This is a genomic window from Escherichia sp. MOD1-EC6475, assembly GCF_003046645.1.
GTDB lineage: Bacteria > Pseudomonadota > Gammaproteobacteria > Enterobacterales > Enterobacteriaceae > Escherichia > Escherichia ruysiae.
In genome coordinates this window covers 64,502-80,498 of sequence record NZ_PZKQ01000036.1, presented here as the reverse complement: position 1 = coordinate 80,498, position 15,997 = coordinate 64,502, and the positions used below count along the sequence as shown (strand labels likewise).

Below are 15,997 nucleotides of genomic sequence, written 5' to 3'. Positions count from 1 at the left end.
CCCGTTAGGGTGAGGGGGAAAGCCAGCTCAGAAGCAAACACTCACCCTCGATAACAGAGTAAAAAAATAACCACTTTAACTTTATAAAAAATCCGAAGGAAACGTACCCAATGTCAGCTCAAATCAACAACATCCGCCCGGAATTCGACCGTGAAATCGTTGATATCGTCGATTACGTAATGAACTACGAAATCAGCTCCAGAGTGGCCTACGACACCGCCCATTACTGCCTGCTCGACACCCTCGGCTGCGGTCTGGAAGCTCTCGAATACCCGGCCTGTAAAAAACTGCTGGGGCCAATTGTCCCTGGCACCGTCGTACCTAACGGCGTGCGCGTCCCCGGAACTCAGTTTCAGCTCGACCCCGTTCAGGCGGCATTTAACATCGGCGCAATGATCCGCTGGCTCGATTTCAACGATACCTGGCTGGCGGCGGAGTGGGGGCATCCTTCCGACAACCTCGGCGGTATTCTGGCAACGGCGGATTGGCTTTCACGCAACGCGGTCGCCAGCGGCAAAGCCCCGTTGACCATGAAACAAGTGCTGACCGGAATGATTAAAGCCCATGAGATTCAGGGCTGCATCGCGCTGGAAAACTCCTTTAACCGCGTCGGCCTCGACCACGTTCTGTTAGTGAAAGTGGCTTCCACCGCCGTGGTCGCAGAAATGCTCGGCCTGACCCGCGAGGAAATCCTCAACGCCGTTTCGCTGGCGTGGGTAGACGGTCAGTCGCTGCGCACTTACCGCCATGCACCGAACACCGGCACACGTAAATCCTGGGCAGCAGGCGATGCCACTTCCCGCGCGGTACGTCTGGCACTGATGGCGAAAACCGGCGAAATGGGTTACCCATCAGCCCTGACCGCGCCGGTGTGGGGCTTCTACGACGTCTCCTTTAAAGGTGAGTCGTTCCGCTTCCAGCGCCCGTACGGTTCCTACGTTATGGAAAATGTGCTGTTCAAAATCTCCTTCCCGGCGGAGTTCCACTCCCAGACGGCAGTTGAAGCGGCGATGACGCTCTATGAGCAGATGCAGGCAGCAGGCAAAACGGCGGCAGATATCGAAAAAGTGACCATTCGCACCCACGAAGCCTGTATTCGTATCATCGATAAAAAAGGGCCGCTCAATAACCCGGCAGACCGCGATCACTGCATTCAGTACATGGTGGCGATCCCGCTGCTGTTCGGGCGCTTAACGGCGGCAGATTACGAAGACAAGGTTGCGCAAGATAAACGTATCGATGCCCTGCGCGAGAAGATCAATTGCTTTGAAGATCCGGCATTTACCGCTGACTACCACGACCCGGAAAAACGCGCCATCGCCAATGCCATTACCCTTGAGTTCACCGACGGTACGCGCTTTGAAGAAGTGGTGGTGGAGTACCCGATTGGTCATGCTCGCCGCCGTCAGGATGGCATTCCGAAGCTGGTGGATAAATTCAAAATCAATCTCGCGCGCCAGTTCCCGACTCGCCAACAGCAGCGCATTCTGGAGGTTTCTCTCGACAGAACTCGCCTCGAACAGATGCCGGTCAATGAGTATCTCGACCTGTACGTCATTTAAGCAAACAGCGGTAAGGCGTAAGTTCAACAGGAGAGCATTATGTCTTTTAGCGAATTTTATCAGCGTTCGATTAATGAACCGGAACAGTTCTGGGCTGAGCAGGCTCAGCGTATTGACTGGCAGACGCCCTTTACGCAAACGCTTGATCACAGCAACCCGCCGTTTGCCCGTTGGTTTTGTGAGGGTCGAACCAACTTGTGTCACAACGCCATCGACCGCTGGCTGGAGAAACAGCCAGAGGCGCTGGCGCTGATTGCCGTCTCTTCGGAGACAGAAGAAGAGCGCACCTTTACCTTTCGCCAGTTATATGACGAAGTGAACGCGGCGGCGTCCATGCTGCGCTCACTGGGCGTGCAGCGTGGCGATCGGGTATTGGTGTATATGCCGATGATTGCCGAAGCGCATATTACGTTGCTGGCCTGCGCGCGCATTGGCGCTATTCACTCGGTGGTATTTGGTGGATTTGCCTCGCACAGCGTGGCGGCGCGGATTGATGACGCTAAACCGGTGCTGATTGTCTCGGCCGATGCCGGGGCGCGCGGTGGCAAAATCATTCCCTATAAAAAATTGCTCGACGATGCGATAAGTCAGGCGCAACACCAGCCGCGCCATGTTTTGCTGGTGGATCGCGGGCTGGCGAAAATGGCGCGCGTCAGCGGGCGGGATGTCGATTTTGCGTCGTTGCGCCATCAGCACATCGGCGCGCGGGTGCCGGTGGCGTGGCTGGAATCCAACGAAACCTCCTGCATTCTCTACACCTCCGGCACGACCGGCAAACCTAAAGGCGTGCAGCGTGATGTGGGCGGATATGCGGTGGCGCTGGCGACCTCGATGGAAACTATTTTTGGCGGCAAAGCGGGCGGCGTGTTCTTTTGCGCGTCGGATATCGGCTGGGTGGTGGGGCATTCGTATATCGTCTACGCGCCGCTGCTGGCGGGGATGGCGACCATTGTTTACGAAGGATTGCCGACCTGGCCGGACTGCGGCGTGTGGTGGAAAATTGTCGAGAAATATCAGGTTAGCCGTATGTTCTCGGCGCCGACCGCCATTCGCGTGCTGAAAAAATTCCCTACCGCTGAAATTCGCAAACACGATCTCTCGTCGCTGGAAGTGCTCTATCTGGCAGGAGAACCGCTGGACGAGCCGACCGCCAGTTGGGTGAGCAATACGCTGGATGTGCCGGTCATCGACAACTACTGGCAGACTGAATCCGGCTGGCCGATTATGGCGATTGCTCGCGGTCTGGACGACAGACCGACGCGTCTGGGAAGCCCCGGCGTGCCGATGTATGGCTACAACGTGCAGTTGCTTAATGAAGTCACTGGTGAGCCGTGTGGTGTCAATGAGAAAGGGATGCTGGTGGTGGAAGGACCATTGCCGCCGGGCTGTATTCAAACCATCTGGGGTGATGATGACCGCTTTGTGAAGACTTACTGGTCGCTGTTTTCCCGTCCGGTTTACGCCACGTTTGACTGGGGCATCCGCGACGGTGACGGTTATCACTTTATTCTCGGGCGTACTGACGATGTGATTAACGTTGCCGGGCATCGGCTGGGGACGCGCGAGATCGAAGAGAGTATTTCCAGTCATCCGGGCGTTGCCGAAGTAGCGGTGGTAGGGGTAAAAGATGCGCTGAAAGGGCAGGTGGCGGTGGCGTTTGTCATTCCGAAAGAGAGCGACAGTCTGGAAGATCGTGATGTGGCGCATTCGCAAGAGAAGGCGATTATGGCGCTGGTGGACAGCCAGATTGGCAACTTTGGCCGCCCGGCGCACGTCTGGTTTGTCTCGCAATTGCCAAAAACGCGATCCGGGGGATCTGACGACCATTGATGATCCAGCGTCGCTGGATCAGATCCGCCAGGCGATGGAAGAGTAAGGTATTGTCGGATGCGTCGCGTGGTGCATCCAACAGTTGTGCGCCGATGCCTGATGCGACGCTGGCGCGTCTTATCATGCCTACCCACTGTTTTTACACAGATAATTTTTTCCCCATCTTTTCGCTTTCATTCATATAAAAAATATATTCCACCACGGAAACGATTGCTTTTTATTTTCAGATGAATAGAATGCGGCGGATTTTTTGGGTTTCAAACAGCAAACGGAGGAATTTCGTGTCGCAAGATAACAACTTTAGCCAGGGGCCAGTCCCGCAGTCGGCGCGCAAAGGGGTATTGGCATTGACGTTCGTCATGCTGGGATTAACCTTCTTTTCCGCCAGTATGTGGACCGGAGGCACTCTCGGAACCGGTCTTAGCTATCATGATTTCTTCCTCGCAGTCCTCATCGGTAATCTTCTCCTCGGTATTTACACTTCATTTCTTGGTTACATTGGCGCAAAAACCGGCCTGACCACCCATCTTCTTGCTCGCTTCTCGTTTGGTGTTAAAGGCTCATGGCTGCCTTCACTGCTGCTGGGCGGCACCCAGGTTGGCTGGTTTGGCGTTGGCGTGGCGATGTTTGCTATTCCGGTGGGCAAGGCTACCGGGCTGGATATTAATTTGCTGATTGCCGTCTCCGGTTTACTGATGACCGTCACCGTCTTCTTTGGCATTTCGGCGCTGACGGTTCTTTCGGTGATTGCAGTTCCGGCTATCGCCTGTCTTGGCGGTTATTCCGTGTGGCTGGCCGTTAACGGCATGGGCGGCCTGGACGCATTAAAAGCGGTCGTTCCCGCACAACCGTTAGATTTCAATGTCGCGCTGGCGTTGGTTGTCGGTTCATTTATCAGTGCGGGCACGCTCACCGCTGACTTTGTCCGGTTTGGTCGCAATGCCAGACTGGCGGTGCTGGTGGCGATGGTGGCCTTTTTCCTCGGCAACTCGTTGATGTTTATTTTCGGTGCGGCGGGCGCTGCGGCGCTGGGGATGGCGGATATCTCTGATGTGATGATTGCTCAGGGTCTGCTGCTGCCTGCGATTGTGGTGCTGGGGCTGAATATCTGGACCACCAACGATAACGCGCTCTATGCGTCGGGCTTAGGTTTCGCCAACATTACCGGTATGTCGAGCAAAACCCTTTCGGTGATTAACGGTATTATCGGTACGGTCTGCGCATTATGGCTGTATAACAATTTTGTCGGCTGGCTGACTTTCCTTTCGGCAGCTATTCCTCCGGTGGGTGGCGTGATCATCGCCGACTATCTGATGAACCGTCGCCGCTATGAGCACTTTGCGACCACGCGTATGATGAGTGTCAATTGGGTGGCGATTCTGGCGGTCGCGCTGGGGATTGCCGCAGGCCACTGGTTACCGGGGATTGTTCCGGTCAACGCGGTATTAGGTGGCGCGCTGAGCTATCTGATCCTTAACCCGATTTTGAATCGTAAAACGACGGCAGCAATGACGCATGTGGAGGCTAACAGTGTCGAATAACGCTTTACAGACCATTATTAATGCCCGGTTGCCCGGTAAAGAGGGGCTGTGGCAGATTCATCTGCAGGACGGAAAAATCAGCGCCATTGATGCGCAATCTGGCGCGATGCCCATAACTGAAAACAGCCTGGATGCCGAACAAGGTTTAGTTATACCGCCGTTTGTGGAGCCGCATATTCACCTGGACACCACGCAAACCGCCGGGCAACCGAACTGGAATCAGTCCGGCACGCTGTTTGAAGGCATTGAACGCTGGGCCGAGCGCAAAGCGTTATTAACCCATGACGATGTGAAACAACGCGCCTGGCAAACGCTGAAATGGCAGATTGCCAACGGTATTCAGCATGTGCGTACCCATGTCGATGTTTCGGACGCAACGCTGACTGCGCTAAAAGCGATGCTGGAAGTGAAGCAGGAAGTCGCGCCGTGGATTGATCTGCAAATCGTCGCCTTCCCGCAGGAAGGGATTTTGTCGTATCCCAACGGTGAAGCGTTGCTGGAAGAGGCGTTACGCTTAGGGGCAGACGTTGTTGGGGCTATTCCGCATTTTGAATTTACCCGCGAATACGGCGTGGAGTCGCTGCATAAAACCTTCGCCCTGGCGCAAAAATACGACCGTCTCATCGACGTTCACTGTGATGAGATCGATGACGAACAGTCGCGCTTTGTCGAAACCGTTGCTGCCCTGGCGCACCGTGAAGGCATGGGCGCGCGAGTCACCGCCAGCCACACCACGGCAATGCACTCCTATAACGGGGCGTATACCTCGCGCCTGTTCCGCTTGCTGAAAATGTCCGGTATTAACTTTGTCGCCAACCCGTTGGTCAATATTCATCTGCAAGGGCGTTTCGATACGTATCCAAAACGTCGCGGCATCACGCGCGTTAAAGAGATGCTGGAGTCCGGCATTAACGTCTGCTTTGGTCACGATGATGTCTTCGATCCGTGGTATCCGCTGGGAACGGCGAATATGCTGCAAGTGCTGCATATGGGGCTACATGTTTGCCAGCTGATGGGCTACGGGCAGATTAACGATGGCCTGAATTTAATCACCCACCACAGCGCCAGGACGTTGAATTTGCAGGATTACGGCATTGCCGCCGGAAACAGCGCCAACCTGATTATCCTGCCGGCTGAAAATGGATTTGATGCGCTGCGCCGTCAGGTTCCGGTACGTTATTCGGTACGTGGCGGCAAGGTGATTGCCAGCACACAACCGGCACAAACCACCGTATATCTGGAGCAGCCAGAAGCCATCGATTACAAACGGTAATTTCCTCTGTGTTGAAGAGCCACTGACCTGTGTCAGTGGCTACCGTGATTCATTCCCGCCAACAACCGCGTATTCATCCAACGCCATGTGCAAAAATGCTTTCGCGGCGGCTGTCTGCCAGCTATTTTTCCGCCGCAACAAAACCGCCGTTCTTTCCAGTAGTGGCGGGGCAAGAGAAATAGCTTTAAGCCCATCATGTTGTGTGGCAATCGCTGCTGGTAACAATGTGGAAAGGGAAGTGCGGCGAATCAGCTCCAGAACCGCGCTAATTGAGTTCGCCTCAATGACCACCTGTGGATGTAGTCCCGCTTTCTCGCAGTAGTGGTCAATTTGCTCTCTGGTGGCAAATTCCGCGCTGAGCAGGACCAGTTTTTTATCATGCAAGCGACTCAACGCCACCTGTTCACAGGCAGCCAGCGGATGATGTTGCGCCACGACTAAAGCTAAACTTTCTGTCAGTAAAGGAATTGCCTCCAGCTCCGGCGAATGCACTGGCGCGAAAGCAATCCCAACGTCCAGCTCGTCGCGGCAAAGCAGATCTTCGATTTTCTCCTGCGACATTTCCTGTAGCCGGAGCGTGATGCCGGGGTAACGCGCATAGAAATCCGCCATTAAAGGGCCGATAAAGTAGCTCGTAAAGGTAGGGGTGACGGCGATACGCAGCGATCCTCGCGTCAGATCGGCAACATCATGAATCGCCCGTTTACCCGCTCCCAGTTCCTGTAATGCCCGGCTGGCGTACTGTCGCCAGACTTCTCCTGCATCAGTGAGACGAATCGTTCGCCCGCTACGGTCAAACAGCGGCACGCCTAAACTCTCCTCTAACTGGCGAATCTGCTGGGAAAGCGCAGGCTGGGAGACGTGCAACGCACTGGCGGCACGGGTGAAGCTGCCATGTTCAGCCACGGCAAGAAAATAATTGATATGTCGAGAGAGCATTCGCCAACCTATAAGTAAATCCAATAGAACTCATCATAAATGAGTCTTTTACCTTATGGCAATCGGCGAGTAGTCTGCCTCTCATTCCAGAGACAGACAGAGGTTAACGGTGAAAGAGATTATTGATGGATTCCTTAAATTCCAGCGCGAGGCATTTCCTGAGCGGGAAGCCTTGTTTAAAAAGCTGGCGACACAGCAAAGCCCGCGCACACTTTTTATTTCCTGCTCCGATAGCCGTCTGGTTCCTGAGCTGGTGACGCAACGTGAACCCGGCGATCTGTTCGTTATTCGCAACGCGGGCAATATCGTCCCTTCTTACGGGCCAGAACCCGGTGGTGTTTCGGCTTCGGTGGAGTATGCCGTCGCTGCGCTTAGGGTATCCGACATTGTGATTTGTGGTCATTCAAACTGTGGCGCGATGACCGCCATTGCCAGCTGTCAGTGCATGGACCATATGCCTGCCGTCTCCCACTGGCTGCGTTATGCCGATTCTGCCCGCGTCGTTAATGAGGCGCGCCCGCATCGCGATTTACCGTCCAAAGCTGCGGCGATGGTACGTGAAAACGTGATTGCTCAGTTGGCTAATTTGCAAACTCATCCATCGGTGCGCCTGGCGCTCGAAGAGGGGCGGATCGCCCTGCATGGCTGGGTCTACGACATTGAAAGCGGCAGTATCGCAGCCTTTGACGGCGCAACCCGCCAGTTCGTGCCACTGGCAACCAATCCCGGCGTTTGTGCCATACCGCTACGCCAGCAAGCTGCAGCGTAACCATACTTTTAATCCATCAGGAGATTTACCATGATTCAGTCGCAAATTAACCGCAATATTCGCCTTGATCTTGCCGATGCTATTTTGCTCAGCAAAGCTAAAAAAGATCTCTCATTTGCCGAGATTGCCGACGGCACCGGTCTGGCAGAAGCCTTCGTGACCGCTGCTTTGCTGGGGCAGCAGGCGCTTCCTGCCGACGCTGCCCGTCTGGTTGGGGCGAAGCTGGATCTCGACGAAGACGCCATTCTACTGTTGCAGATGATTCCGCTGCGTGGCTGCATTGATGACCGTGTTCCAACCGACCCAACGATGTACCGTTTCTATGAAATGTTGCAGGTGTACGGCACCACTCTGAAAGCGTTGGTTCATGAGAAGTTCGGCGATGGCATCATCAGTGCGATTAACTTCAAACTCGACGTCAAGAAGGTGGCGGACCCGGAAGGTGGCGAACGCGCGGTCATCACCTTAGATGGCAAATATCTGCCGACCAAACCGTTCTGACAGCCATGCGCGACCATCAAAAGACGTTCACGATGCTGCTGGTTCTGGTGCTGATTGGTCTTAATATGCGACCACTGCTCACCTCCGTCGGACCACTGCTACCGCAATTGCGTCAGGCGAGTGGAATGAGCTTTAGCGTGGCAGCCCTGTTGACGGCTCTGCCGGTGGTCACCATGGGCGGGCTGGCGCTGACCGGAAGCTGGCTTCATCAGCATGTCAGCGAACGTCGCAGCGTCGCCATCAGCCTGGTGCTGATTGCCGTCGGTGCATTGATGCGTGAGCTTTACCCTCAAAGTGTGCTGCTGCTCAGCAGCGCACTGCTCGGTGGGGTGGGAATTGGCATCATTCAGGCGGTGATGCCTTCGGTGATTAAACGGCGTTTTCAGCAGAGCACGCCACTGGTGATGGGGCTGTGGTCTGCGGCTCTGATGGGCGGTGGTGGACTAGGTGCAGCCCTGACGTCCTGGTTAGTTCAACACAGCGAAAAGTGGTATCAAACACTCGCCTGGTGGGCGCTACCTGCCATTATTGCGCTCTTTGCCTGGTGGTGGCAGAGCAATCACCAGGCTTCTTCATCTCATAACACGACAATCACTCCGGTTCGTGTGGTATTCACTCCTCGCGCCTGGACGCTGGGGCTTTACTTCGGTCTGATTAACGGCGGTTACGCCAGCCTGATTGCCTGGTTACCCGCCTTCTATATTGAGATTGGCGCCAGCGCGCAGTACAGCGGCTCCTTGCTGGCGTTGATGACGCTTGGGCAAGCTGCGGGGGCGTTACTGATGCCTGCCATGGCTCGCCATCAGGATCGGCGCAAACTTTTGATGCTGGCACTGGCGTTACAACTGGTTGGTTTCTGTGGCTTTATCTGGCTGCCACTGCAATTGCCGGTATTGTGGGCGATGGTGTGTGGTTTAGGTCTGGGCGGCGCGTTTCCGCTCTGTTTGCTGCTGGCTCTCGACCACTCTCCGCAACCGGGTATTGCTGGCAAGCTGGTGGCGTTTATGCAGGGGATCGGCTTTATCATCGCCGGGCTTTCCCCCTGGTTTTCTGGCGTGTTGCGTAGTATCAGCGGCAATTACCTGATGGACTGGGTGTTTCATGCGCTGTGCGTTGTTGGGCTGATGATCATAACCCTGCGATTTGCACCGGCACGTTTTCCGCAGCTGTGGGTCAAAGAGGCATGAGGTGACGCTTGTTTCGCCAGATGATGGGAAAATGTCGGATGTGCCCAGTGGCGCATCCGACATTTGTTCCATCGCTTTGTTCATGCCGGATGCGGCGTGAACGCCTTATCCGGCTTACGTAGAGCACTGAACTTGCAGGCCTGATAAGCGTAGCGCATCAGGCAATTTTGCTTTTGCCATCAGTCTCATAATCTTTGAAATAATATTGCTTATCCCGGTCGTTTATTTCGCGAATAACCCGACAAGGAACGCCCGCAGCCACGACGTTTGGCGGAATGTCTTTTGTGACGACACTACCCGCGCCAATAACCGAATTTTCCCCGATGGTGACGCCTGGATTAATGACTACATGACTGCCAATCCAGACATTATTACCAATCGTTATCGGAAAAGAGTACATCTCTCCGTTTTTTCTTAATTCATGGTGTACAGGGTGCCCGGTAACGGAAATAGTAACGTTGGGTGCAATCAGTACGTTATCACCGATCGTTACCGTGTAATCATCGACGATGGTTAAATTGAAATTTGCATAAAAATTGCGGCCTATATGAATGTTGGAACCGTAAGAGAAATAGACAGGCGGTTCTATCCAGGCATTTTCCCCTACCGTGGCAAACATTTCTTTAATCAGGCTTTCCCTTTTTTCAACTTCCGCTGGATGCGAGTGATTAAACTCATACATTAACGTTTTCCCACGAAGTCTTTTTTCAGGTAAGCCTTCGCACATATCGGTAAATAGCTTTCCTGCTTTTATTCTTTCTGTCATCGACATGTTCATTACGATTATTCCGTTCCGACATTGATTGCTTAAGCGACTTCATTCACCTGGCGACGCAGCAGAGAAAGCGGGCCGGGGCCGCTGAGCGTGAACACGGAAATTAAGGTGAAGCCCAGCGCCACCAGACCCAGCACCAGATACGCGCCCTGGAAACCGATACTTTCATACATATTGCCTGCCAGAACAGACATAAAAATCATCGCCAGTTGCTTAAAGAAGCAGAAACAGACCAGATAAATTGTCGCTGAAAAACGCACTTCAAACTGGCTGGTAATATATTTAAAGCAGCCCACCAGCAGGAACGGTACTTCAAACATATGCAGCGTTTTTAGAATAACCACTTCCAGTGCCGAGGTGGCGAACGATGAGCCAATAATACGTACTGACATAATGGTGCCAGCCAGCAGCAGGGCGTTTTTCCCGCCGATGCGATTAATGATCAGTGGCGCAAAGAACATAATCGAAGCGTTAAGTAATTCGCCCATTGTTGTGACATAGCCAAATACCCGCGTACCCTGCTCACCGGTGGCAAAGAACGAAGTAAAGAAATTAGCAAACTGTTGGTCAAAAACATCGTAGGTGCAGGAAACGCCAATAACATACAGCGACAAAAACCACAGTTTGGGTTGTCTGAACAGTTCCAGCGCCAGCTTAAGGCTAAATGCCGAATGGTTGGCACCTACGGCATTGGCAACCGTGGCGGAAGAAGGTGCATCCGTTTTGGCGAAAAAGAGCAAAATGGCGAGAATGAGTGCACAGCCAGAACCCAGCCAGAAAACAAACTGATTATTGATGGTGAACATGATGCCGACAATCGAGGCACACAGCGCCCAGCCAACACAGCCAAACATCCGCGCGCGACCAAATTCGAAATTACTGCGACGGCTGACTTTCTCGATAAATGCCTCTACTGCTGGCGCACCGGCGTTAAAACAAAAGCCTAGATAAATACCACCAACAACCGAACCTACTAAAATATTGTATTGTAACAGCGGGCCAAAGATAAAAATAAAGAATGGCGCAAACATCACTAACATGCCGGTAATAATCCACAGCAGGTATTTGCGCAGTCCAAGTTTGTCAGAAAGCAAGCCAAACAGCGGTTGAAATAACAGAGAGAACAGGGAAATCGCAGCGAAAATAATGCCCGTATCACTTTTGCTGATATGGTTGATGTCATGTAGCCAAATCGGGAAAAACGGGAAGTAGGCTCCCATGATAAAAAAGTAAAAGAAAAAGAATAAGCCGAACATCCAAAAGTTTGTGTTTTTTAGATAGAACATAATGGATTTCCTTACGCGAAATACGGGCAGACATGGCCTGCCCGGTTATTATTATTTTTGACGCCAGACTAACTGGTAATGGTAGCGACCGGCGCTCAGTTGGTATTCTGCCGAAACGGACGGGCTCCAGGAGTCGTCGCCACCAATCCCCATATGGAAACCGTCGATATTCAGCCAGCTGCCTTCTTCCGCGTGCAGCAGATGGCGATGACTGGTTTCCATCAGTTGTTGTTGGCTGTAGCGGCTGATATTGAACTGGAAGTTGCCGCGCCACTGGTGTGAGCCATAATTCAATTCGCGCGTCCCGCAGCGCAGACCGTTCTCGCTCGGGAAGACGTACGGCGTATACATGTCAGACAACGGCAGATCCCAGCGGTCAAAACAGGCCGCAGTAAGGCGGTCGGGATAGTTTTCTTGCGGCCCCAGCCCCAGCCAGTTAACCCGTTCTGCGACCTGTGCCAGTTGGCAGGTCAGGCCAATCCGCGCCGGATGCGGCGTATCGCTTGCCACTTCAACATCCACACTGATGGCCATTTCACCGAATCCATCAATCCGGTAGGTTTTCCGGCTGATAAATAAAGTTTTCCCCTGATGCTGCCAGGCGTGGACAGTCGTAATCAGCACCGCGTCGGCAAGCAGATCTGCCGTGCACTGCAACAACACCGCTTCTGCCTGGTAATGTCCCGCTGCCTTCCAGCGTTCTACCCAGGCGTTCGGGTCAATACGCGTTGCTTCACTCACGCCAATGTCGTTATCCAGCGGCGCACGGGTGAACTGGTCGCGCAGCGGCGTCAGAAGTTGTTTTTCATCGCCAATCCACATCTGAGAAAGAAGGCCTGACTGGCGGTTAAATTGCCAACGCTTGTTATCCAGCGCGATACAAAAATCCGTTTCGCTGGTGGTCAGTTGCGGGGCGGAGTGGGGCGCAGAGGGAAGCGTCACACTGAGGTTTTCCGCCAGACGCCACTGTTGCCAGGCGCTGATGTGTCCGGCTTCTGACCATGCGGTCGCGTTCGGTTGCACTACGTGTACCGTTAGCCAGAGTTGTCCGGCGTTTTCCGGCTGTGGCAGTTCAGGCAATTCAATCAACTGTTTACCTTGCGGGGCGACATTCAGAGGCACTTCGCCACTTGCCAACGGCTTGCCATCCAGCGCCACCGACCAGTGCAGGGTTTCGTTATCGCTATGACGGAACAGGTATTCGCTGTTCACTTCGATGGTTTGCCTGGATAAACGGAACTGGAAAAACTGCTGCTGGTGTTTTGCTTCCGTCAGCGCCGGATGCGGCGTGCGATCGGCAAAGACCAGACCGTTCATGCAGAACTGGCGATCGTTTGGCGTATCGCCAAAATCACCGCCGTAGGCCGACCACGGGTTGCCGTTTTCATCATATTTAATCAGTGACTGATCCACCAAGTCCCAGACGAAGCCACCCTGTAAACGAGGGTACTGACGAAACGCCTGCCAGTATTTGGCAAAGCCGCCGAGGCTGTTACCCATCGCGTGGGCGTATTCACAGAGGATCAGCGGGCGCAACTCACCTGGCAGCGAAAGCCATTTTTTGATTGACCATTTCGGTACTGCCGGGAAGGGTTGATCTTCATCCACGCGCGCGTACATCGGGCAAATAATATCGGTTGCAGAGGTGTCGGCTCCGCCGCCTTCATACTGCACCGGACGTGATGGATCGACAGATTTAATCCAGCGATACAGCGCGTCGTGATTAGCGCCGTGGCCTGATTCATTCCCCAGCGACCAGATAATTACGCTCGGGTGATTACGATCGCGCCGCACCATCCGCGTTACGCGTTCGCTCATTGCTGGCAGCCACTGCGGATCATCTGTCAGGCGGTTCATTGGCACCATGCCGTGGGTTTCAATATTAGCTTCATCCACCACATACAGGCCGTAGCGGTCGCACAGTGTGTACCACAGCGGATGGTTCGGATAATGCGAACAGCGCACGGCGTTAAAGTTGTTCTGCTTCATAAGCAGGATATCCTGCACCATCGTCTGCTCATCCATGGCCTGACCGTGCAGGGGATGATGCTCGTGACGGTTAACGCCGCGAATCAGCAACGGCTTACCGTTCAGCAGCAGCAGACCATTTTCAATCCGCACCTGGCGGAAGCCGACATCACAGGCTTCCGCTTCAATCAGCGCGCCGTCAGCGGTGTGCAGTTCAACCACCGCACGGTAAAGATTCGGGGTTTCTGCGCTCCACGGCGCCGGATTTTCGACGTTCAGACGTAGCGTGACGCGATCGGCATAACCGCCGCGCTCATCGATAATTTCGCCGCCGAAAGGCGCGGTGGCGCTGGCGGCCTGCGTTTCACCCTGCCACAAAGAAACCGTTATCCGCAGATCGTCGCGCAGTTCGCCACACATCTGAACTTCTGCCTCCAGAACAGCGCGGCTGAAATCGTCATTAAAGTGAGTAGCAACATGGAAATCGCTGATTTGCGTGGTTGGTTTGTGCAGCAACGAGACGTCGCGGAAAATGCCGCTCATCCGCCACATATCCTGATCTTCCAGATAACTGCCGTCACTCCAGCGCAACACCATCACCGCGAGGCGGTTTTCTCCGGCGCGTAAAAAGTCACTCAGATCAAATTCAGACGGCAAACGGCTGTCCTGCCCGTAACCGACCCAGCGTCCGTTGCACCACAAATGAAACGCTGAGTTAACCCCATCAAAAATAATCCGCGTCTGACCTTCCTGTAGCCAGCTTTCATCGACATTAAATGTGAGCGAGTAACATCCAGTCGGATTCTCTGCGGGAACACACGGCGGATTGACCGCAATGGGATAGGTCACGTTGGTGTAGATGGGGGCATCGTAACCGTGCATCTGCCAGTTTGAGGGGACGGGGACTGTATCGGCGTCAGGAAGATCGCACTCCAGCCAGCTTTCCGGCACAGCTTCGGGGGCGGGGAACCAGGCAAATTGCCATTTGCCATTCAGACTGTGCAACTGGCGGGAAGGGCGATTCTCGCGGGCTTCTTCACTATTTCGCCAGCTGGCAAAAGGAGGATGCGCCGCAAGGCGGTTGAGTTGGGTAACGCCAGGGTTTTCCCAGTCACGACGTTGTAATACGACGGACAGTGAATCCGTAATCATGGTCATTGCTGTATCCTGTGTGAAATTGTTATCCGCTCACAATTTCACACAACATACGAGCCGGAAGCATAGAGTGTAAAGCCTGGAGTGCTTAATGAGTGAGCTGACTCACATTAATTGTGTTGCGCTCACTGCCCGGTTTCCAGCCGGGAAATTTGCCGTGCCAGCTGCATTAATGAATCCGCCAACGCGCGGGGAGAGGCAGTTTGCGTATTGGGTGGCAGGGTGGTTTTACGTGTCACCAGTGATACGGGCAATAGCTGATTTCCCTTCACCGCCAGGCCCTGAGAGAGTTGCAGCAAGCGGTCCACGCTGGTTTGCCCCAGCAGGCGAAAATCCTGTTTAATGGTGGTTAACGGAGGGATATAACACGAGCTGTCTTCGGTATCGTCGTATCCCACTACCGAGATATCCGCGCCGACGCGTAGCCCGGACTCGGTAATGGCGCGCATTGCACCCAGCGCCATCTGATCGTTAGCAACCAGCATTGCGGTGGGAGTAATGCCCTCATTCAGCATCTGCATGGTTTGTTGAAAACCGGACATGGCGCTCCAGTCGCCCTCAAGCTCCGCTATTGGCTGTAGTTGATTGCAATCGAGATATTTGTGCCAGCCCGCCAGACGCAGACGCGCCGAGACAGAACTTAATGGACCCGCTAACAGCGCAATTTGCTGGTGACCCAACGCGACCAGATGCTCCACGCCGAGCCGTGCGCCGTCATCATGGGAAAAAATAATGCTGTTAATGGGGGATTTGTCGGAGACATCAAGAAACAAAACTGGCACGTGACCGCAGGCTGCCTCTACGGCGATGGCATCTTGTTCATCCAGGGGATAGTTGATGATCAGGCCGCTGACGCGTTGTGCGAGAAGATTATGAACCGCCGCTTTACAGGCTTCGACGCCACTGCGTTCCACCATTGATACCACTACGCTGGCACCGAGTTGATCGGCGCGGGATTTAATTGCCGCAACAATTTGTGAAGGCGCATGAAGCGCCAGGTTGGAAGTAGCAACGCCAATCAGCAGCGACTGTTTGCCCGCCAGTTGCTGTGCCACGCGGTTGGGAATGTAATTCAGCTCCGCCATTGCCGCTTCCACTTTTTCCCGCGTTTTCGCAGAAACGTGGCTGGCCTGATTTACCACGCGGGAAACGGTCTGATAAGAGACTCCGGCATACTCGGCGACATCGTATAGTGTTACTGGTTTCACATT

Annotated in this window: 11 protein-coding genes and 1 pseudogene; 7 read left to right on the top strand and 5 right to left on the bottom strand. The window is 54.0% G+C overall.

Translation table 11 applies throughout. From position 1 onward, the window contains the following. Positions 1-110 precede the first annotated feature (110 nt). From prpD to codA, 4 genes and pseudogenes are all read left to right on the top strand, one after another. Complete coding sequence (gene prpD / locus A7589_RS12620) at positions 111-1,562, top strand: 2-methylcitrate dehydratase (RefSeq protein WP_001275897.1); 1,452 nt, start codon at positions 111-113, stop codon at positions 1,560-1,562. Between the two features lie 39 nt (positions 1,563-1,601). Beyond that, positions 1,602-3,438 (top strand): annotated as a pseudogene (gene prpE / locus A7589_RS12615) (propionate--CoA ligase). Positions 3,439-3,673: 235 nt separating this feature from the next. Continuing rightward, positions 3,674-4,933: a cytosine permease gene (codB, locus tag A7589_RS12610; RefSeq protein WP_000076241.1), complete on the top strand. Its 1,260-nt coding sequence runs from the start codon at positions 3,674-3,676 to the stop codon at positions 4,931-4,933. Continuing rightward, entirely contained in the window at positions 4,923-6,206 is a 1,284-nt protein-coding gene (gene codA, locus A7589_RS12605; protein ID WP_010353989.1) for a cytosine/isoguanine deaminase, read from the top strand. The genes codB and codA overlap by 11 nt, the downstream gene beginning before the upstream one ends. Before the next feature lie 39 nt (positions 6,207-6,245). Here the strand turns inward: codA and cynR are convergent, their stop codons facing one another. Continuing rightward, the gene (gene cynR, locus A7589_RS12600) at positions 6,246-7,145 is read right to left on the bottom strand and encodes a transcriptional regulator CynR (protein WP_000952501.1); all 900 of its coding nucleotides are present in this window, start codon (positions 7,143-7,145) and stop codon (positions 6,246-6,248) included. Between the two features lie 109 nt (positions 7,146-7,254). Between cynR and cynT the strand changes: the two genes are divergently transcribed. The 3 genes from cynT to A7589_RS12585 are packed head-to-tail and all read left to right on the top strand — an operon-like array spanning position 7,255 to position 9,602. Continuing rightward, entirely contained in the window at positions 7,255-7,914 is a 660-nt protein-coding gene (gene cynT / locus A7589_RS12595) for a carbonic anhydrase CynT (RefSeq protein ID WP_000658632.1), read from the top strand. 30 nt (positions 7,915-7,944) lie between these two features. Further along, positions 7,945-8,415 (top strand): cyanase, encoded by a 471-nt coding sequence (cynS, locus tag A7589_RS12590; RefSeq protein WP_000616242.1) that lies wholly within the window; start codon positions 7,945-7,947, stop codon positions 8,413-8,415. A 5-nt stretch (positions 8,416-8,420) separates the two neighbouring features. Further along, the gene (locus A7589_RS12585) at positions 8,421-9,602 is read left to right on the top strand and encodes a CynX/NimT family MFS transporter (protein ID WP_032337103.1); all 1,182 of its coding nucleotides are present in this window, start codon (positions 8,421-8,423) and stop codon (positions 9,600-9,602) included. Between the two features lie 157 nt (positions 9,603-9,759). On the opposite strand, the gene lacA is transcribed toward A7589_RS12585, so the two are convergent. From lacA to lacI, 4 genes are all read right to left on the bottom strand, one after another. Further along, positions 9,760-10,380, bottom strand: coding sequence for a galactoside O-acetyltransferase (lacA, locus tag A7589_RS12580; RefSeq protein WP_001057323.1), 621 nt, complete (start codon positions 10,378-10,380; stop codon positions 9,760-9,762). 29 nt (positions 10,381-10,409) lie between these two features. Then, a complete protein-coding gene (gene lacY, locus A7589_RS12575; RefSeq protein ID WP_000499564.1) occupies positions 10,410-11,663 on the bottom strand; it encodes a lactose permease in 1,254 nt (417 codons plus the stop codon). Between the two features lie 51 nt (positions 11,664-11,714). Then, positions 11,715-14,789: a beta-galactosidase gene (lacZ, locus tag A7589_RS12570; protein WP_108188861.1), complete on the bottom strand. Its 3,075-nt coding sequence runs from the start codon at positions 14,787-14,789 to the stop codon at positions 11,715-11,717. Between the two features lie 122 nt (positions 14,790-14,911). After that, positions 14,912-15,994, bottom strand: a complete 1,083-nt coding sequence (gene lacI, locus A7589_RS12560; RefSeq protein ID WP_000805869.1) for a DNA-binding transcriptional repressor LacI — start codon at positions 15,992-15,994, stop codon at positions 14,912-14,914. Positions 15,995-15,997 lie beyond the last annotated feature (3 nt).

Coding starts and splice junctions, on each gene's coding strand:
- prpD (WP_001275897.1), top strand. CDS start 111: ATGTCAGCTCAAATCAACAACATCCGCCCGGAATTCGACCGTGAAATC.
- cynS (WP_000616242.1), top strand. CDS start 7,945: ATGATTCAGTCGCAAATTAACCGCAATATTCGCCTTGATCTTGCCGAT.
- cynR (WP_000952501.1), bottom strand. CDS start 7,145: ATGCTCTCTCGACATATCAATTATTTTCTTGCCGTGGCTGAACATGGC.
- A7589_RS12585 (WP_032337103.1), top strand. CDS start 8,421: ATGCGCGACCATCAAAAGACGTTCACGATGCTGCTGGTTCTGGTGCTG.
- lacZ (WP_108188861.1), bottom strand. CDS start 14,789: ATGACCATGATTACGGATTCACTGTCCGTCGTATTACAACGTCGTGAC.
- lacA (WP_001057323.1), bottom strand. CDS start 10,380: ATGAACATGTCGATGACAGAAAGAATAAAAGCAGGAAAGCTATTTACC.
- lacY (WP_000499564.1), bottom strand. CDS start 11,663: ATGTTCTATCTAAAAAACACAAACTTTTGGATGTTCGGCTTATTCTTT.